Origin of the sequence: Haliscomenobacter sp. (assembly GCF_033763495.1) — a bacterium.
In the GTDB taxonomy this organism is placed as follows: Bacteria; Bacteroidota; Bacteroidia; order Chitinophagales; family Saprospiraceae; genus Haliscomenobacter.
The window spans coordinates 189,981-208,903 of record NZ_JANRKL010000035.1 but is presented as its reverse complement, the minus strand read 5'-3'; the positions used below and the strand labels follow the sequence as shown (position 1 = coordinate 208,903).

Sequence of the window (18,923 nt, the reverse complement as noted above, 5' to 3'; positions counted from 1 at the left end):
AATACTTTACAAAAAGATGAACCGTTTTAAAAACATAATTCATCACAACGAATGATCCCAATCATCCTCTTAATCTCCTTTTTCCAGGCATTGCTCTATCTTTTTGCCTCAGCACTGAGATTTAAACCGGCTAGGTATTTTATTTTAGCTACAGTTCTTGTAGCCTATTTCTTCATTTTACCCCAATATTTTTACCCTGAACCCAAGCCTGATCGGGTAAATTGTGGGTTACCTATTTTTGCCATTAATATGGGGTTTTGGATTTTTGGAAGCTTGGCAGCCACTTTAACTCATTTAATTACACCAATAGAAATGTGGAAAATCAATAGAGATTCGAGGGAAGAAGATAAAATTATTGATGCCGAAATTGATTAGTTTAAACTAAGATTCCTCCGCTTATTCCCTTCATCCATCCAAACTCCCCAACTTTTATTATCTTTCGCCCCACTTCAATGTATGAAACATGACGATTACTTTTCAAATCCACTATCTGACCAAATGGGGGCAACAACTTGCCATTGTGGGCAACGTACCCGAGCTGGGCAGCGGCAATGAACAACAGGCCCAGGTGATGCAATACATCGGTGGCGGCTACTGGCGGATTTCCATCCCCTTTAAAAAAGCACCCAGCAACCTGGAGTACAAATACCTGATCAAGGATGACAGCACCCTTTCTGCTTTCAGCGCGGAATGGGGCAATCGCCGTAAGTTGCGGATTTCCCGTGCTGCGGGCGAGCACCTGTTTTTGAAAGACAGCTGGCGGGCCATCGACCATCCTGAAAATGCTTTTTACACCGCTGCGTTTGAAAAAGTAATTTTTAAACCACAAGCTACCTATAAAAGTATCTCCGTTGCACCGGACGAGTTGCGCTTGAGCATCCGTTTCCAAATGCGGGCGGTGCAGGTTCCGGCGGGGCTACAACTGGCTTTGTTGGGCAGTTTGCCTGAATTGGGTTCCTGGGATTATGGCCACCCAGTGCTTTTGGGCAATGCCGATTTTCCCAGCTGGACGGGCGAAATCAGCATCAGTTACCGTCAGGGATTTGAATACAAATACGGCTTTTACGACCCCAAACTCAAACGAATCGTAGAGCTCGAAGCTGGCCCCAACCGCAAATTGGATGGCGCGCCACTGGATGCACTGGTGAATTCACTCATCGTTTGTGACGAGTACTACGCCCAGTCAGGAGGCAATTGGAAAGGTGCCGGAGTAGCAGTTCCGGTATTTTCTCTGCGCACTGAGGACAGCCTTGGGGTAGGGGAGTTCAACGACCTGAAAAAAATGATCGACTGGGCACAAAAAGCCGGTTTGCGCATGGTGCAAATCCTGCCCGTTAACGATACTTCGGCTACTCACACCTGGACGGATTCATACCCTTATGCGGCCATTACCGTGTTTGGCTTGCATCCACAGTTTTTGCACTTGGACGTATTGGAAGGCATCAATGCCAAAAAAGTAGCCACCGAACGCAAAAAACTGAATGCCCACCCAGCGGTGGATTACGAGGCCGTCAATAAATCTAAACTGAGTCTGGCTCGGGAAGCTTTTAATAAAACCCAAAAGACCTTTTTGGCAAATACCGAATTCCAGGCCTTTTTTGCTGAAAGCAAACATTGGCTGGAACCCTACGCGGTATTTTGTTACCTGCGGGATAAGTTCAAATCGGTCGAATTTGTGGAAAATTGGGGCCCATACGCCCAGTTTTCCACAGCCGTCCTGGCTGAGTTGGCCTCGCCGGATGCTCCGGATTATGCCGATGTGGCTTTCCACTACTACCTGCAATTCCACCTGGACAAACAATTGCGCGAAGCATCTGATTACGCCCGCTCCAAAGGTTTGATCCTCAAAGGCGACTTGCCCATCGGCATTTACCGCCACAGCGTGGATGCCTGGGTCGCGCCGGAGTTGTACAACATGGACGGCCAGGCGGGCGCACCACCCGATCCTTTTTCCGACAATGGCCAAAACTGGGGCTTTCCCACCTACAATTGGGCGGAAATGGCCAAAGATGGCTACCTCTGGTGGCGGCAACGCATGTCCCAACTGTCTCGTTATTTCGACGCTTACCGCATCGACCATATTCTGGGCTTTTTCCGCATCTGGCAGATTCCGCTCGATCAGGTAGAAGGTACCCTGGGCTTTTTCAACCCGGCCTTGCCCATTGTGCGAGAAGAACTGGATGCCCGAGGCATCTATTTTGACCATGAGCGCTACTGCAAACCTTACATCACCAAACAATTGCTTGACGAGCGTTTTGGGGAGGAAGCAGCGTACGTGCGCACCCAATTCCTGGATGAAATCCGCTTCAATTATTTTGCCTTCAAACCCGAATTTGATACCCAGCGCAAAATTGAAGCTTTTTTCAAAGCGCCAGAAAATCAGGATAAAATCCAGCTGCAAACTGGTCTGTTCAAACTGATCAGCAATGTGTTGTTGTTGGAAATTCCGGGCAGCAATGGCCGGGAGTTTCACCCACGGATTGATCTGAACAAAACCTACTCTTTCCAGCAACTGGACTACAACCAACAGAACAAGTTGCAAGACTTGTACATCGACTACTTCTACCGCCGCCAGGAGGATTTCTGGAGGGCTCAGGCCATGCAAAAATTGCCTGCGCTCAAGGCGGCTACCGATATGTTGATTTGTGGGGAAGACCTTGGGATGGTGCCCGCTTGTGTGCCAGGGGTGATGCGCGAAATGGGAATTTTGACCCTCGAAATTCAACGCATGTCCAAAAACCCGGCGACAGAGTTTTTGCAGGAAGCGGACATTCCTTACCTCTCCGTGGCGAGCCCTTCTACTCACGACATGGCCCCGATCCGGGCTTGGTGGGAAGAGGAGGATCCCGCGCTGATCAGCCGCTTTTTCCACAACGAATTGCAATTTATGGGGCAGGAGCCTTATACCTGTGAGCCCTTTATCGCCAAGGCGGTGGTGGAAAAACACCTGCGCTGGCCAAGCATGTGGACGGTGTTCCCCTTGCAGGATTTATTGGCGATGGATCTGGAATTGCGCAGGGAAAATCCTACAGAAGAGCGAATCAATGTGCCCGCCATTATGCCTTATTACTGGCGCTACCGCATGCATTTGACTTTGGAAAACTTGCTGGGGCAAGACGGGTTTAATGGCATGTTGTACGATTTATTGCATCGGAATCAACGGGCATAACTCGGATTAGACTAAAAGAAAAAGGGTGAACTTCCAACGAGATTCACCCTTTTTCTTTTGAAAAAAAACACCACACAAGCAACTAAAGGGTTATTTTGAGACCCTCGATAGCACACGAATAAGGTAGTCAGCGTGGTTCGGTAATCCTCTTGTCCCCGAAGGGAACTGCGACAAGTCAAGCAGTTGAGGCCCGCCCTAGTTACACCGAATCTCCCCCTAATTTTGTTCAATTGTTAGAGTCAAAATAAAATGTTCGCCACCTGTGTGGATACCACAAATGTAAGTATGCTGAAGGAATGATGCAAGGGAAAAAAATAAATATTTCCCGAATGACCAATCCGCGACCTAATGCATTTATATCCTTGTTAAAATCACCACATTGTAGAACAAAAGCTAAACCTACCTTACCAGCACCAGAATCAAAATCGCCAAAGCAATAAAGAACATAAGCTGATACCCTCTCCGGCGGTCTGAGGCCCAGATTTTTTGGATGTTTTCACGCTGGTCTTTATCGGTCAAAAGGTTAGAACCCCGAATGATCCGCATCATGATGATGGCAATCAATACATATGCCACCAAATAAATTCGGTCCATCAATACCATGTAGCCTACGTCTGGTAGAGCGGTGCTGTAGGATTGCTGCAAAAACACACAACTCAACAAACCACCAATCGGCAGGGATATGCGAGCGTCAATGTAATCTGGGTGAATGAATAAACCCAACAAACTGGCCATCAGCATGACCAATAATGGCAATAAGAGTTTGAGCAAAAAATAACTCAGTGGCCGACCAATGGTCAACTTAAAGGTGAAATTGGAAAAGGTGGGTGGCCCGGTGGGCTCTCCAAAATTGGTTTTGTAAGTATTGTCGTGGGTGACAATTTCTGCACTTTTGATTTTCCAGCCGGGAATGTTGAAGCCCTCCCGTAACAGCGCTTTGCTGGTATCTTGTACGTAAATCAAAGAATCTTTTGGATATTCAACACTCTCTATCCGAATGTCCAAAGGGTGCCGATCCATCGGAAAGTCTTTCAACTCAAAGGAATGGTAAAACCTGCCTTCAAAACGCATGCCATTGTAAAAAGAACCATCGGGCAGGACCTTGGTGGAGTCGTGGAAAACGACCTGGGTGGAACCCCATTTTTCAATCGAATTGACAAATTCAATTTTGGTTGGGTCCAATTTGCCTTTCCAACGAAACCAGAGGTAAAAATCCGCGTAATAGGAATACCCATTGATGTCGAGGTCGTACACGTTCATCAGGTAAATGCCGGTGTAGACCTTTTGAGGTTCTTTTTTGGGCTTTTCATCTGCTGCCCAGGAACTTGTCCAGCTGAGCAGTAGCAACAACAATATAGATAAGGTAGGGTAGTATGATTTTTTTGGCATAGTTATAGGTGCTTACTTTGCCAAAAATAATGAAAAATTAAACTTATTCATCCGATTGATGGGCAAAAGAGCAACTGCTTCTTTTTTTAGTAAATGTTTGAAAAAGCCTTTACTTTTAGCCTATGACTTGTCCACCAATGAACTGTCCGGTTTTTTTATTTCTTGCTGCTTTCTTTTTTTCTTACCCATTGCATAATGGAGTGGGGGAGCAGCAAAGCTATTTTTTCAGTACAACGTTTAACCAGACACCAATGCAGCAATGCCTTTCTGCCTATAACTTTACACTGACCTTTCGATATGCCCAATGGAAACTAAAAACATTAAAAACAATCAATAAAAATGGGCGGATCATACTTGGGAATGGCTTTGAATACATCGCAAGGGAAGGTGCGGATGGAGAAAAAAGCATTGTCTTTTACAAAAAAAATGTGGAAGCCTTTGCTGTGAATGCCCAAGAGCTGCTGCCTTTGGACAAAACCAGTGATTTGACGAAGTACCACCAATTATTTTGTGCCGTATTAGACAGGGCCAGATTTGCCAATCTACCCCACGATTTTGTTTACCGTTATCACGATGGCAGCAACAATGTATGGAGCATTGGCGCTCAAAAAATCGTATACCAACCCGTCACTCCTGCCATGAGTTCAACGGGTACGTATAGTGGAGGTGAACCCTTTGAAAAGGTCATTTCCGAAGCACAATTTACGGAACTTGAGGCCCTGTTGAAGGCAGGGGTAGCCAATAAAACCATTCATGAAACTTCAAGACTCAAAGGCTCTGGAATGATCATTGAACTCATCACCGATACAATGGCAGGGACTACTTATCTTTTGCCGATGCGGTCTGGGGAAAAAGAGGCGATTGAAAGTTGGCTCGGGCAATTGAAAAAGTAATGGCTGAATTATCTACCCACACCATGCCGCAACCTTCAGCAAAACTGACCGAACAAATCTGGAAATGGATTCAGGATTTGCCAAGTTCAGCGCTTTCCCAATGGCTCTACAAAGTTTGCAAGGAACAGCAAATGTTGCCTTTGCACGCCACAAACATTTACCTTTGGGCCCTGAAGTTGGATGGCCAGGTTTATTGTATGGACCATGAAGCATTTGGCCACCCAATAGTGTTAGAGCATGACTCCCTAGCCTGTTATGCGGCATTGTTTCACGGCGCCAATACCTACCCGGCGCTTACAGAACTGCTTCCGCCTGTTCCAGACGGAGCGCAGGCATGTATAAACTGTGATGGCAAGGGGTGGGTTGACTCCACATCGTCATGTTTCGCTTGCAGAGGCCTTGGCTGGCACCAGAACCAAATCACACGCTAACCCAATCCATATCAATATGCTCACTTACCAAATTGAAAATGATCTTTCAGTCGCTGAATTTCGCGCTGTCCTAATCGCTTCCACCCTCGGCGAACGCCGCCCCATCGATGAACCCGAACGCTTGCATAAAATGCTGGAACACGCCAACCTGATTGTAACGGCTCGGGATGAGGGCAAGTTGATCGGGGTTTCTCGTTCCTTGAGTGATTTTGCTTTTTGCACCTATCTGTCTGATTTGGCGGTGGATGTGGCGTACCAGCACCAGGGGATTGGCACTGAACTAATCCGGCAAACCAAACTGGCGAGCCCACAGGCGAAATTGATCCTGTTGTCTGCACCCAAAGCGATTGGATATTACCCGAAGATCGGGATGACTCGGCATGAGTATTGCTTTTTTGTGGATCGGGTAGAGGAGTTGGAGGGGTGAGGGTAGTAATCGACGAGAACCAAAAATGAATATAAATTTTAAAATCGACCACCCATGCCATCCATCCCTTTCCAATCCATCGACTGGTCCCTCATCCCCAAAACCGAGCACCCAGGCGCATCCGGTACCGCCTACTGGCAAACCCTCCAACTGCCTGGCCTGCGCATCCGCATCGTGGAATATTCAGCGGGCTACATTGCCAATCACTGGTGCCAAAAAGGACACTTGGTACATTGCCTGGAAGGTGAATTTGTCAGCGAAATGGAGGACGGTGAGCAGATTACGCTGCAAAAAGGCATGAGTTACATCGTATCAGATGAGCTAAGTTCTCATCGTTCTGTCACGGAGGAAGGGGTGAAATTGTTGATTGTAGATGGTGATTTTTTGAAATAATCTGGGAAGAATCATTATCGTAGCCTTTTACGAAAGGATACACCAAAGTGACATTATTTAAGCACAAAGGACACAAAGGCAGCACAGAGGACACAAAGTTAGACGTTGACTACGCTTTACTTGGTGATTTCTGTGCTGCCTTAATGTCCTTTGTGCTTAAAAATAAAGCTGCTTTGGCATAACCTTGTGGTACACCAAGCCACCTTACTCCACTGGATTCCCCAACGAATCCACCCGCAGTACGGCTGGCGTAGGTAAGGTCATCATCGAAATCACCTTGACCATACCTGGTTCAGGATTTACCGAGTTAGTAGTAATTTTCACCCAGGACATGTAGCCGCCATCTTCCGACATTCCTTGAATTTGCCACTCAACATCTCGATTGTCATCAATAGCGGAATCCAGGTAAACATTTTGCTGAATGCGGCCCATGTATTGGTTTTTTTCTTGGTGCACGAAGTAAGTTCCTTCATCCATGGTTTTGCCCCACTGCCCGGCAATGTAGGTGCCATCCGAATTGAATTGGAACCAAATTCCCTTGTTGGTCCGTTTGCGAATGTAACTTTCCTGGCCAGTTGGAACCAGGTAATGTTCAAAAACCCAATAATTCATTTGAAGTCTTTGAATCACTGGATGATTTGGGGGGGCTACAGGTGCAGCAGCAGCGCCTTTTTTTTCCAAACCAGTTACTGGGCTCAGGTCTTCGGAGCTGGAACTAGCTTTGTCTGGTTTGCAGCCGGTTACCGCCATTAGTGCGGTAAATCCTATCAGCAGTACACTTTTAATCATGAAGGATTATTTTTGTCGTAGAAAAAAATTTTTAGTCTGTACCTAATGCGGTTATGATCTTGCGAAACCGTACGCTATCAAAGTCTGGAATCACTAAATCAGCTTCATCCTGTAAATCATCGGCTTTTCCTACGCCTACTACAAAAAAATTAGCCTCTCCTGCTGCAGCGGCTCCATCTTTGGTGTGTTCAAACACAATGGTTTCTTCGGGAGACATGCCCAATTCCTTGGCAGCACTGAGGTATACCTCCGACGAAATTGAAGAAAACCCACTAGCTTCTATCTCTACAATGGAGTAAAACAGGTGGGTGATTTTAAGCCGATTGAGGACTTTGGTTGTATTGGGATAGGTGGAAACGATGCCCAAATTGAGGCCTTTATTTTTGAGTTCCTTGATGAAAACAAACACATCATCCTCAATGTCATCAGGGGTAATGCCTGCAATGTGGGCAGCGATTTCAGCATCGATGGCTTCCATAATGTCGGAACGCTGAGCCGCATCAATTATTTTGCCACTGCGTTGGATTAACGCCTCCAGGGCTATTTTCCGGGCCTCGCCGTAGGTGACTTCATTTTCACTGGGATGTTCAAAGGAACCTAGGCCCCAGCGCAATGCCAAATCGTCCAAAGCCTCATAAAAGATACGCTGCGTATCTACGATGACCCCTTCCAGGTTAAAAATACAGGCTTTGATCATAAATAATGAGATGCTTTGGTGATGTTGCAAAAGTAAGGAACAGAAATGAAAAAAAGTTACAAAGTTGGCTGGCTCTTTTTTGATTTGGCTAGGCCCATAGCGGGCCTACGCAACTGATGCGCAACGCAGCAAAATCAAAAAAGAGCCAGCCAGATTGTCACTTTAGTTCATTTCCGTTCCTCAGTCTTAAATTTATCTTCATTAATCCAGTAGCAATCTTTTTTCAAGCTCATTAAACTTTTATTAACTTGTGTCGTCTAATCCGGCAAGGTCATTTTCCACCTCACAACCAAACTCTTAACCTATGGATAGAAGAGCTACGCTTTCTACTCTATTGGGCCGCTCCCATGCTGCGAAAGCGACTCCCCCAATTGAAACGCCAAAACCACCTGTATTGGGACTAGCTCCCTACGCTGGTACTTTTGGGTTTGAACAGGCCGCTCACCTACTGCGCCGCGCTACTTTTGGGCCAAAATACGCCCAAATTAAAGATGCAGCAAGCAAGGGCTTGAATGCGACTTTGGATGAATTGTTCAAGGACAGACCACTTCCGAATCCTCCACTGAATTATGATTATACCACCGATCCCAGTGTACCGGTGGGTTCTACCTGGATCGATGCACCTTACGTAAGGGATACTACCAACGGTAATCTTCTGCACCAAGGGTACCGCAATACCTCATTGCGAACCTGGACCTACGAAAACATTCTCAATGAAGAGGTATCGATTCGCGAGCAGTTGACCTTATTTTGGCACAATCATTTTGGGGTTGGAGACAACCAGGATCCCAAGTTTTGGTACCGCCACATCACCCTTTTGCGCACCTACGCTTGGGGCAATTTTAAGGAGTTGATCAAAAAAATCAACATTGATCCCTTAATGTTGCGCTTTTTGAACAGCAATCAAAATACGGTCAACGCACCCAATGAAAACTATGCGCGAGAAGTGTTGGAATTGTTTACCATTGGCAAAGGTCCTCTGGTCGGGCCAGGCGACTATTCCAATTATACTGAGCAAGACATCCGGGAGTTTGCCCGTGCACTCACAGGTTGGCGAGATCAGGGGTACAACACCACCGATGCCACCACCAAAGTAGGCTCCTTCTTCCGCATTTCTTCCCACGATACAAAAACCAAAAAATTGTCGCACCGTTTTGACGAAACTGTGATCAACAATGGTTTTGACAAGGAGCACGAGACCGTGGTGGACATTATCTTTACCAAAAAAGAAGTAGCGCGTTTCATTTGCAGAAAACTGTACCGCTGGTTCGTGTATTACGAGATCAGTGCCGAGGTAGACCAAAATGTGATTGAGCCGATGGCAGAGGTTTTGGTGCAAAACAACTACGAAATCAAGCCAGCTTTGATGGCTCTGCTAAAAAGTGAGCACTTTTTTGACGTCTTAAACATGGGGCCTATGATCAAAAACCCCCTGGTATTTAGCCTGAATCTGCTCAAACAAATTGGATGGAATGCCATGGAGGCTTCGGATTTGGCCGCCCGGCACCGGGCTTTGTCTTCATTAATCAGGGAGGTGAACAACCAACAAATGGTCTATTTTGATCCTCCAGACGTAGCTGGTTGGAAACCCTATTACCAGGAGCCAGCTTTTTACCGCATTTGGATCAATGCCACTACGTTGCAAGCCAGGATGCGTCTGACCGACCGTATGGCAACCAACAATTATACGGTTGGGGTACGGACTGGCCTGAATGTGTTGAACTTCGCCAATACAATGCCTAACCCCAACGATCCATACTTGCTCGTTGAAGACATGATCAGTGTACTGCTGCCACAGTCTTTGACCGAACCACAGATGACCGATTTGATGAATGCTTTTCTGGCAGGAACCCCGGACTACGAATGGAATACGATTTGGACGAACTACACCAAAAATCCTGGTAACAACACCGCGCGTTCAAGTGCGGAAACCAAGTTGCGGAATTTGGTGAAAGCCATTTTGAGTTTGCCTGAATTTTTCCTAAGCTAGAACAAACCTTTCGGGTTGTTTCCCAAATTTCAAAACCATGAAAAGAAGAAATTTCATCAAAACGGCGGGGGTAGCTGCAACGGTTCCAATGGTATTAAACGGGATGAAAATTTCCGCTGCACCCATGAGCCCTCTTTTTAGCAGTGTAGATCCCTATTCGGATAAAGTATTGGTCATCGTTCGGTTGAGTGGAGGATATGATGGGTTGAACGTGGTACTGCCATTGGACCAATACAGTAATTTGTCGAAATTGCGCGCCAACATCCTGATTCCAGATACCAAAGCACTAAAAATCTCCACTGAAACGGGCTTACATCCAACGATGACTGGCTTTCAGCAATTGTTTCAGGATGGAAAATTAGGAGTTGTGCACAGTGTTGGGTATCCCAACCAAAACCGCTCCCATTTTCGCTCAACGGACATCTGGCAATCGGCTTCAAGTGCCAATGAATACTTAAATACTGGCTGGGTAGGCCGCTACTTTCAGGATGACCACCCTACTTATCCGGAAGGTTATCCAAGTGGTGAATTTCCTGACCCCTTTGCAATCACATTGGGGAGTACTGTATCCGAAACTTGCCAGGGCACCGTGGGGAATTTCAGTCTGACGCTGACCGACCCTTTCAACTTTGGAAAATTGACCGAAGGTAAAGAAACCTTGTTTCCTGAAACGCCATATGGTCAAGAACTGTCCTTTTTACGCACTTCTATATCGCAAACCAACCAGTATGCGGATGTAATTGGAGCAGCGTCCAAAAAAGGCAAAAACCTGGCTACATACCCAACCTCCAATTTAGCTTCTCAATTAAAAAACGTAGCTCTTTTGCTTTCGGGGGGGATTAAAACCAGGGTATTTGTCGCCAACTTGGGCGGTTTTGATACCCACGCCAACCAGGTCGATGTCAGTGATACCACCCGAGGAACCCAACGTGAATTGCTGCTGATTTTATCGGAAGCAATCAAGGCATTCCAGGAGGATTTGCGCTTGATGCAGTTGGAAGAAAGGGTGCTGGGCTTGACTTTTTCCGAGTTTGGCCGCCAGATTAAATCCAACTTTAGCATGGGTACCGACCACGGTACTGCAGCTCCGCTGTTTGTGTTCGGCTCCTGTGTAGGCAAACAGATTGTGGGCAAAAATCCTGAAATTCCAGCTACAGTGCCTGACCAAACCGGTGTGCCAATGCAAATCGACTTCCGTGATGTGTATGGCTCGATTTTGCAGGACTGGTTCGGGGTAAGTGAAGCAGAGATCAAAGATTACCTGTTTGCCAACTACACTCGTTTGCCAATTGTCAAAAACTGTGCAGTGGCAACGGATACTGAAGACCTGAGCTTCGAACCTACTTCGGTCAAAGCTTATCCTAATCCATTCCGCGAGAGTTCCCGCATTAGCTTCCGCTTGAATGGCTCTGCCTGGACCAGAATCAGCGTATTTGACAACATTGGTAGCGAATTAAAGGTGTTAATGAGCCAACAATTGGGGGCTGGTGATCATCAAGTAGATTTTGTTGGAGACTATTTGCCAGCTGGAATATATTTTTGTCGCATCCAGGTTGGCCGCGAGGTGCAGACCCTGAGGATGGTCAAAATATAAAGGGCGATAAACATAAATGTTCATTTTGCCCTGCCGCTAAAATTATTCGAATGCGATTTTTTTGTTGGTTTTTTTTCTTGATTCCTGTCTTGGCTCATGGGCAAAGGCAGGAATTTTTTCATCCTCAAATGGGGACTTTGTTTCAAGTTGTTTTGTACACAAATGATACCCTAAAAGGCAAGCAAATCGCCAAAAAAATATTTAATCGCATTGATAGCCTCAATGCGTTATTTAGTGATTATTTAGAAAGTAGTGAAATCAATCGGCTCTCGGCTTCGGCAGGGACAGGTGGAAAAGTAAAAGTAAGCCCCGAAATGTGGCGCTTGATCACCCTTTCCCAAAAAATTGCCAAAAGGAGTAATGGTGCCTTTGATCTCAGCGTTGGCCCTTTGAGTAAATTGTGGCGGCGGGCCTTTCGGCAAAGCCAGTTCCCGACCAAAGCAGAAATTGAAGAAGCCAAGGCAAAAGTCAACTGCCGCTCTATTCAGTGCTTTCCTTTTGGAAAAAAGATTCGTCTGCTTGAAGTTGGCATTCGTCTGGATGCAGGTGGCATTGCCAAAGGATTTACGGTTGATGAATGTTTTAAAATTTTACGTAAAGCGGGAATAAGCAGCGCATTGGTGGCCGCAGGGGGCGATATCAGGGTAGGGGCGCCACCACCTGGCAAAACTGCCTGGATCATTGCCAGCAAGGGTTTAAGTGAAAAGGGCGAAACCGTGGATATAGAACTGTCATTGGTGCATGCAGCAGTGTCTACCTCAGGTGATACTTATCGTTTTTTGGATTGGGAGGGCCAGCGCTATTCACACATCATCGATCCCCGCACAGGACTCGGAATTCAGCACCGGCAATTGAGCCGAGTGATTGGGCCAAAGGCTACCTTGACCGATGCACTGGCTACCGCCTTCAATGTTTCCAATCCAGAAGAGCGAAAAAATTTGATGAAAAAATTTTCCAGATACAGCCTAGAAGTGTATAAATCAAAAGATTAGGGATTTGTACGCTGAATATCTACAAATAACATTTTATCCCTCAAAGTCTTTTCCTTATTTTGTACCGAACAAACAAAAGTACAAATGCTTAGAAGGAAATTCGTCCAATCCGCTTTTGCTGCCTCTGCGGCTATCGCGTCCGGTGCTACTTTAAACGCCGCAACTCCCAATAGTCCTGCTTCGTCGAAGCGCCAATTCAAAATGAAATATGCGCCACATTTTGGGATGTTCAAAAATAGCGCAGGTGACGACCCAATCGATCAATTGAAATTTATGGCCGACCAAGGGTTCACAGCCCTGGAAGACAATGGGATGAAAGATCGCACCCCGGAATTGCAAAGTAAAATCGCCGACACCATGGGCAAATTGGGCATGGAAATGGGGGTTTTTGTGGCACATAAAATTTATTGGACGGAACCCAGTTTAACCAGCGGCAAACAAGACAAACGGGATGAATTCCTCAAACACATCAAAGAATCGGTAGAAGTTGCCAAACGGGTAAACGCCAAGTGGGCCACGGTGGTACCTGGTTATGTGGATTTGCGTCAGGACATGGGTTACCAAACTGCCAATGTGGTGGAATCCCTCAAACAAGCTTGTGACATTCTGGAACCGCATGGCATCGTCATGGTCTTGGAACCACTCAATTTCCGGGACCACCCAGGACTGTTCCTCTCTAAAGCTGCCCAGGGTTACGAGATATGCAAGGCTGTTGATAGTCCTTCCTGCAAAATTCTCTTCGACATTTACCACCAACAAATCACTGAAGGCAACCTCATCCCGAACATCGAACGCGCCTGGGACGAAATTGCTTATTTCCAAATTGGGGACAATCCAGGTCGCAAAGAACCTACCACCGGGGAAATCAATTACAAAAACGTCTTTAAGTACATCCATGACAAGGGCTTCAAAGGTGTAATGGGGATGGAACACGGCAATGCCAAACCTGGTAAAGATGGCGAAATGGCCTTGATTAAGGCGTATGAAGAAAGCGACAATTTTTAAACTTAGGGGTTGAGAAGTTGAGGAGTTGAGGCTGCCGCAATAACTTTGACAATGTCCTTGTTCAAGTCGCTGCGGTAGCCTCAACTTCTCAACTTCTCAACATAAACTTCTAGCGATGTTCAAATCCAACACCTTTTTGTTCACTCTGGCCTTGAGTTTACTTTCTCTGGCCATGACCAAAGACGAAGTAGTGAAAGTCGTATTTTTTGGCGATTCGATTACCCAGGCCGGTGTGCAACCCGGAGGGTACATTACCAAAATGAAAGATGCACTGATCAAACAGGGCATCAAGGACAAGTACCAACTCATTGGTGCAGGGATTGGAGGCAACAAAGTTTACGACTTGTACCTCCGCCTGGAAGAAGATGTATTGGCTCACAAGCCCAATCTTGTGGTGATTTATGTGGGAGTCAACGATGTTTGGCACAAAACCAGCCATCAGACTGGCACTGATCCGGACAAGTTTGAAAAATTCTATCTTGCCCTGATCAAAAAGTTCCAATCCAACGGCATCAAGGTCATTTGTTGCACTCCTGCTGTGATTGGTGAACGCACGGATCACAGCAACCAACAGGATGGCGACCTCAATCGCTACTCCAACATGATTCGGGACATTGCTGGCAAATTAGATTGCCCATTGGCTGACCTGCGCAAGGAATTCCTGGCCTACAACCTGAAGAACAATCCTAAAAATCAGGAGTCAGGTATTTTGACCACCGACCGGGTCCATTTGAATGATGCAGGCAATCAGTTGGTAGCCGATTTATTGTTAAAAATGATTGTAAAATAATGTTTAAAATGCGCAAAGATCACATCATCCTAGTGTTTCTCTGTCTTTTTTCATTGAGCGCTTTTTCCCAAAAGCGAATTTTGGTTTTCTCCAAAACCATGGGTTGGCGCCATAACTCCATTCAGCGTGGCATCCAATTCTTTCAGGATTGGGGCAAAACCGCAGGAGTTGTAGTGGACACTACTGAAGACAGCAACAAATTTACCGAGGAAAACCTCAAGCGTTACAATGCCGTGGTGTGGCTAAACACCACGGGCGATGTATTGAGCCCATCACAACAAGTCAACTTTGAACGCTACATCCAGGCCGGAGGAGCTTATGTGGGCATCCACGCCGCTTCCGATACCGAATATGGCTGGCCCTGGTACAACAAGCTGATGGGTGGGTATTTTGCCAGTCACCCTGGCAACCCGAATGTTCAGAAAGGGACCATGACCGTAATGGATCGGAATCACCCTTCTACGCAGCATCTGGATGCCACTTTTGACCACACCGACGAATTTTACGACTTCAAATCTCTGCGTACTGATTTAATCAAACCACTGATCAAAGTGGATGAAAAATCGTACAAGGATGGCAAGATGGGCGATTTTCACCCTATGGCCTGGTACCATGAATTTGATGGTGGAAAGTCATTTTATTCCAATTATGGCCACACCTGGGAGTCCTTTTCCGACCCTCGGATTGCCAAACACTTCATCGGTGGTTTGACTTGGGCCATGTCCGAAAAACTGGACTACAGCAAGGCCAAAAGTGAACAGGTACCAGATCCGGCTCGCTTTACAAAAACCGTCTTGGTGAATAACCTTGACGAGCCGACCGAGTTGGCCGTTTTGCCCAACGGGAAGGTGTTGTTCACCGAGCGCAAGGGAAAATTAAAAATGTGGAACCCCCAAACAGGCAATGTAAAAGTAGTGGCCAATGTACCCGTCTTTTCTACCCACGAATATGGTTTGATGGGCTTGGGTGCGGATCCCAACTACGCTCAGAACAAACGCCTGTTTTTGTTTTACACGCCCAACGATAACTCAAAGGAAAACCGCCTCTCACAGTTCACGTATGACGATGTGAAAGACACGCTGTTGTTTTCTTCCGAAAAAGTTGTTTTGCGGGTTCAAGTTAAAAAAGACGGCTGCTGCCATACCGGCGGCTCCATCGATTTTGACGGCAAAGGCAACCTCTTTTTGAGCACTGGAGACGACACCAATCCTTTTGAATCGGACGGCTACGGCCCAATGGATGGTCGCCCCGGCCGCGCAGGTTTTGACGCTAGATATACTTCCTCAAACACCAATGATTTGCGGGGTAAAATTCTGCGGATCAAAGTACAACCTGATGGCACTTACACCATTCCTGAAGGCAACATGTATCTTCCCAGCACGCCCAAAACCCGTCCGGAAATTTATGTAATGGGTTGCCGCAATCCTTACCGCATTTCGGTAGACAAACGTACTGGTTTTGTGTATTGGGGCGATGTAGGCCCAGATGCAGGTGAAGACAATGCTGAGCGTGGCCCCCGTGGTCACTGTGAGTTCAATCAGGCTCAGAAAGCGGGTTACTTTGGCTGGCCACTTTTTGTTGCCAACAACAAACCCTATCGCCGCTGGGATTTTGACACCAAAACTGCGGGTGCCGCCTATGACCCTAAAGCACCAGTGAACGAAAGTGCGCACAACACGGGATTGATTGAATTGCCCGCTGCACAATCGCCACTGGTATGGTATCCCTACGCTGTATCCAACGAATTTCCCCTGATGGGCAAAGGAGGCCGCAACCCTATGGCTGGTCCTGTTTATTATGCCGACGATTTCAAAAACGCCCCCAATCGTTTCCCGAACTACTACAATGGCAAGTTTTTTGCCTACGAGTGGATGCGCGATTGGATCATGGTATTTACCTTGGATGAAAACGGAAAATACGCCGACATGGAGCGTTTTGCGCCAAATGTACCTTTGTCCAACCCAATGGACATGGCTTTCCACACCGATGGAACCTTGTACATGTTGGAGTATGGCAAAAAATGGTTTTCTGCCAATGAAGACGCAACCTTGTTCAAAATTGAATATAACCCGGGCAATTTACCACCAATGGCAAAATTGGAAGCAAGTACCACTGCTGGCAAAAAACCACTTAGTGTAAACTTGAGTGCTACCGCTTCCAAAGACCCCGAAGGTCAAGCTTTGACCTACGACTGGGATTTTGGTAATGGTAAAGGCAGCAAGGCCTCCAGTGCGGTTGCCAAGTACAAAAAACCTGGATTTTATGAGGCTGAACTCACAGTAACTGATGCACAGGGCAAAACGTCCAGCTCAAAAGTGGGCATCCGGGTAGGCAATGAAATGCCGAAACTGGATTTAACGGTAAAGGGTAACCAAACCTTCTTCTTCCCTGGAAAACCATTGGAGTATGCCATTAAGGTAAGCGACAAAGAAGACGGCGAAGTGGGCAAAGGCATCAGTGGCGAAGATGTGGCGGTGAGTTTGAACTACATCGAAGGCTTCGACCGTACGGGCGTAGCTCAAGGGCACCAAACCAACTCTGGTTTTGTGGCAGGCAAACGCCTGATCGAACTCTCCGATTGTAAGTCTTGCCACCAGATGAATGATAAGTCGGTAGGACCAAGTTGGATGGATGTTTCCAATAAATACAAAACCAGTTGGGAGCCAGTAGCCGGAATTTTGGCCAATAAAATCCTCAAAGGAGGCAAAGGAGTCTGGGGAGAACAAGCGATGAACGCTCACCCTCAATTGACCAAGTCGGAAGCCGAATCAATGGCAGAATACATTTTGTCATTGGCAAAAGATAAAAAACCGGAAAACCGCCCACTCGCAGCTACTGTCAGCCTGACGGAACATGAGAAAAAGCAGCCGGGGATGTACATTCTTAGTGCCAGCTATACTGACAAAGGGATTCCCATGGTAGGCGCTTTGATCGCCAGCCAGACGATTGCATTGCGTTCTCCCATCCTGTACGCAACCGAAGCGGATGCCAATCGGGAAATGATGCGCGCACGGGGCAACAACCCAATGCAAGTGGCCAACGACAATGCTTACTTGCGCTACAATGGCATTGACCTGGCGGGTGTTTCTGAAGTCACGGTGTACACCAAAGGTTATGGCGTGGGTGGAAAAATAGAATTGCGTACGGGGTCGCCGGAAGGTACCCTGTTGGCTGAAACCAGTTTCCCCAAAGGAGACAAAAAGGATGCGCCCTTAAAATTGACTGCTGCTGCTCCCGCTGGGAAACAGGACATTTTCATCGTATTCCGAAACCCGGATGCGAAGGGGAATTTCCTAGGAGGAGTGGAAAAGTTTGAGTTTAAATAATAAGTTTCTTTTCTAAATATTACGACAGCCAATATTTGAGCTTTATGCTTGGATATTGGCTGTTATCTTTGAGGCCATAAACACAAAAACGCACGCTTGAAATGACCCAAGCCAACCACGTCTTTATCATCACCCTCAGCATCATCGCTTTAGGTTTTTTTTTGAAAAAATACGGGTTTATCAAAGAAGAGGAGGGCAAGATCATCTCCAAGTTTTTGATGCACACTACTTTTCCTGCTTTGATGCTGGTGTCCATGGTGCGGGTGGAACTGACTCCTTCGTTGTTTTTACTTCCGCTGTTTTGTATCGGCTTTTGTAGCCTGATGCTTACAATTGCCTGGTTTTGGTTTGGCAACTATTCGAACGAACTAAGGGGCGTGCTCACCATGGGTGCTGGCACAGCCAATGTAGGCTTATTTGGTTTTCCAATCATCGAAGGGCTATTTGGCAAAGAAGCCCTGGTTTATGCAGTGATGTACGATATTGGGAATACCATCATTGCATTTGGGATTGTCTATCCTCTGGGGAGTTACATCGCATCAAGCGGAGCGCAAGCAGTTGATTGGCGGAAGATCCTCAAGCGGGTGTTTAGTTTGCCACCTTTTTTAGCCATGTTTGTGGGTCTGACAATCAATGTTTTGAACATTCCAGTGCCAAAGTTGATGATGGATGGCCTGGATGTTTTGGCTTCTGCTAACAAGTCATTGGTCTTGTTGCTAATGGGGCTTTACCTGAGTTTTGCCCTGGACAAAAACAAATTGAAGGCCATTTCCAAAGTATTGGCGATTCGATATGGCGTGGGATTTATGGCCGTGGCAGTGTTGTATTTTTTGTTGCCTGCGGATTCGCAGATGCGCAGCGTATTGATCGTTTGTGTGTTGCTGCCCATTGGCATGACTATTTTGCCTTTTTCGGATGAAATGAATTTTGATTCCCGGATTGCGGGGACGCTGCTGAATATTTCTTTGTTGATCAGTTTTGCGTTGATGTGGGGAGTGGTGTTGTTGTTGGGCTTGCAGTGATTTTGGATGAGTTAAT

General features: G+C 46.5%; 16 protein-coding genes. 13 read left to right on the top strand and 3 right to left on the bottom strand.

Translation table 11 applies throughout. From position 1 onward, the window contains the following. Positions 1-51 precede the first annotated feature (51 nt). Together SFV55_RS04255 and SFV55_RS04250 are read left to right on the top strand one after the other, a co-directional pair. Positions 52-375, top strand: coding sequence for a hypothetical protein (locus tag SFV55_RS04255; protein ID WP_320028221.1), 324 nt, complete (start codon positions 52-54; stop codon positions 373-375). Between the two features lie 88 nt (positions 376-463). After that, positions 464-3,169, top strand: coding sequence for a 4-alpha-glucanotransferase (locus SFV55_RS04250; protein ID WP_320028220.1), 2,706 nt, complete (start codon positions 464-466; stop codon positions 3,167-3,169). A 399-nt stretch (positions 3,170-3,568) separates the two neighbouring features. Here the strand turns inward: SFV55_RS04250 and SFV55_RS04245 are convergent, their stop codons facing one another. After that, complete coding sequence (locus tag SFV55_RS04245) at positions 3,569-4,558, bottom strand: hypothetical protein (RefSeq protein ID WP_320028219.1); 990 nt, start codon at positions 4,556-4,558, stop codon at positions 3,569-3,571. 251 nt (positions 4,559-4,809) lie between these two features. Between SFV55_RS04245 and SFV55_RS04240 the strand changes: the two genes are divergently transcribed. Genes SFV55_RS04240 through SFV55_RS04225 form a run of 4 tightly spaced genes read left to right on the top strand, consistent with a single transcriptional unit; the run spans position 4,810 to position 6,702 of the window. Then, complete coding sequence (locus SFV55_RS04240; protein ID WP_320028218.1) at positions 4,810-5,451, top strand: hypothetical protein; 642 nt, start codon at positions 4,810-4,812, stop codon at positions 5,449-5,451. Continuing rightward, entirely contained in the window at positions 5,451-5,882 is a 432-nt protein-coding gene (locus SFV55_RS04235) for a hypothetical protein (protein WP_320028217.1), read from the top strand. The genes SFV55_RS04240 and SFV55_RS04235 overlap by 1 nt, the downstream gene beginning before the upstream one ends. A 16-nt stretch (positions 5,883-5,898) precedes the next feature. Next, positions 5,899-6,309, top strand: coding sequence for a GNAT family N-acetyltransferase (locus tag SFV55_RS04230; protein ID WP_320028216.1), 411 nt, complete (start codon positions 5,899-5,901; stop codon positions 6,307-6,309). Between the two features lie 54 nt (positions 6,310-6,363). Further along, positions 6,364-6,702, top strand: coding sequence for a DHCW motif cupin fold protein (locus SFV55_RS04225; RefSeq protein ID WP_320028215.1), 339 nt, complete (start codon positions 6,364-6,366; stop codon positions 6,700-6,702). A gap of 204 nt (positions 6,703-6,906) precedes the next feature. Here the strand turns inward: SFV55_RS04225 and SFV55_RS04220 are convergent, their stop codons facing one another. Both SFV55_RS04220 and SFV55_RS04215 read right to left on the bottom strand, forming a co-directional pair. Beyond that, positions 6,907-7,491: a hypothetical protein gene (locus SFV55_RS04220; protein WP_320028214.1), complete on the bottom strand. Its 585-nt coding sequence runs from the start codon at positions 7,489-7,491 to the stop codon at positions 6,907-6,909. A 31-nt stretch (positions 7,492-7,522) separates the two neighbouring features. Then, positions 7,523-8,188: an HAD family hydrolase gene (locus tag SFV55_RS04215; protein ID WP_320028213.1), complete on the bottom strand. Its 666-nt coding sequence runs from the start codon at positions 8,186-8,188 to the stop codon at positions 7,523-7,525. A 304-nt stretch (positions 8,189-8,492) separates the two neighbouring features. Here SFV55_RS04215 and SFV55_RS04210 point away from each other — a divergent pair, with 304 nt between their 5' ends. The 7 genes from SFV55_RS04210 (at position 8,493) to SFV55_RS04180 (ending at position 18,907) form a co-directional block, all read left to right on the top strand. Beyond that, positions 8,493-10,178 (top strand): DUF1800 domain-containing protein, encoded by a 1,686-nt coding sequence (locus SFV55_RS04210; RefSeq protein ID WP_320028212.1) that lies wholly within the window; start codon positions 8,493-8,495, stop codon positions 10,176-10,178. A gap of 37 nt (positions 10,179-10,215) precedes the next feature. Next, complete coding sequence (locus tag SFV55_RS04205; RefSeq protein ID WP_320028211.1) at positions 10,216-11,772, top strand: DUF1501 domain-containing protein; 1,557 nt, start codon at positions 10,216-10,218, stop codon at positions 11,770-11,772. A gap of 137 nt (positions 11,773-11,909) precedes the next feature. Beyond that, positions 11,910-12,764, top strand: coding sequence for an FAD:protein FMN transferase (locus tag SFV55_RS04200; protein WP_320028210.1), 855 nt, complete (start codon positions 11,910-11,912; stop codon positions 12,762-12,764). Positions 12,765-12,848: 84 nt separating this feature from the next. Beyond that, positions 12,849-13,769, top strand: coding sequence for a hydroxypyruvate isomerase family protein (locus tag SFV55_RS04195; protein ID WP_320028209.1), 921 nt, complete (start codon positions 12,849-12,851; stop codon positions 13,767-13,769). Positions 13,770-13,884: 115 nt separating this feature from the next. Next, positions 13,885-14,559, top strand: coding sequence for an SGNH/GDSL hydrolase family protein (locus SFV55_RS04190; protein ID WP_320028208.1), 675 nt, complete (start codon positions 13,885-13,887; stop codon positions 14,557-14,559). Then, positions 14,559-17,885 (top strand): ThuA domain-containing protein, encoded by a 3,327-nt coding sequence (locus SFV55_RS04185; protein ID WP_320028207.1) that lies wholly within the window; start codon positions 14,559-14,561, stop codon positions 17,883-17,885. Before SFV55_RS04190 ends, SFV55_RS04185 begins: the two co-directional genes overlap by 1 nt. A gap of 101 nt (positions 17,886-17,986) precedes the next feature. Further along, positions 17,987-18,907 (top strand): AEC family transporter, encoded by a 921-nt coding sequence (locus tag SFV55_RS04180; protein WP_320028206.1) that lies wholly within the window; start codon positions 17,987-17,989, stop codon positions 18,905-18,907. Positions 18,908-18,923 lie beyond the last annotated feature (16 nt).

Coding starts and splice junctions, on each gene's coding strand:
- SFV55_RS04255 (WP_320028221.1), top strand. CDS start 52: ATGATCCCAATCATCCTCTTAATCTCCTTTTTCCAGGCATTGCTCTAT.
- SFV55_RS04250 (WP_320028220.1), top strand. CDS start 464: ATGACGATTACTTTTCAAATCCACTATCTGACCAAATGGGGGCAACAA.
- SFV55_RS04245 (WP_320028219.1), bottom strand. CDS start 4,558: ATGCCAAAAAAATCATACTACCCTACCTTATCTATATTGTTGTTGCTA.
- SFV55_RS04240 (WP_320028218.1), top strand. CDS start 4,810: ATGCAGCAATGCCTTTCTGCCTATAACTTTACACTGACCTTTCGATAT.
- SFV55_RS04235 (WP_320028217.1), top strand. CDS start 5,451: ATGGCTGAATTATCTACCCACACCATGCCGCAACCTTCAGCAAAACTG.
- SFV55_RS04230 (WP_320028216.1), top strand. CDS start 5,899: ATGCTCACTTACCAAATTGAAAATGATCTTTCAGTCGCTGAATTTCGC.
- SFV55_RS04225 (WP_320028215.1), top strand. CDS start 6,364: ATGCCATCCATCCCTTTCCAATCCATCGACTGGTCCCTCATCCCCAAA.
- SFV55_RS04220 (WP_320028214.1), bottom strand. CDS start 7,491: ATGATTAAAAGTGTACTGCTGATAGGATTTACCGCACTAATGGCGGTA.
- SFV55_RS04215 (WP_320028213.1), bottom strand. CDS start 8,188: ATGATCAAAGCCTGTATTTTTAACCTGGAAGGGGTCATCGTAGATACG.
- SFV55_RS04210 (WP_320028212.1), top strand. CDS start 8,493: ATGGATAGAAGAGCTACGCTTTCTACTCTATTGGGCCGCTCCCATGCT.
- SFV55_RS04205 (WP_320028211.1), top strand. CDS start 10,216: ATGAAAAGAAGAAATTTCATCAAAACGGCGGGGGTAGCTGCAACGGTT.
- SFV55_RS04195 (WP_320028209.1), top strand. CDS start 12,849: ATGCTTAGAAGGAAATTCGTCCAATCCGCTTTTGCTGCCTCTGCGGCT.
- SFV55_RS04190 (WP_320028208.1), top strand. CDS start 13,885: ATGTTCAAATCCAACACCTTTTTGTTCACTCTGGCCTTGAGTTTACTT.
- SFV55_RS04185 (WP_320028207.1), top strand. CDS start 14,559: ATGTTTAAAATGCGCAAAGATCACATCATCCTAGTGTTTCTCTGTCTT.
- SFV55_RS04180 (WP_320028206.1), top strand. CDS start 17,987: ATGACCCAAGCCAACCACGTCTTTATCATCACCCTCAGCATCATCGCT.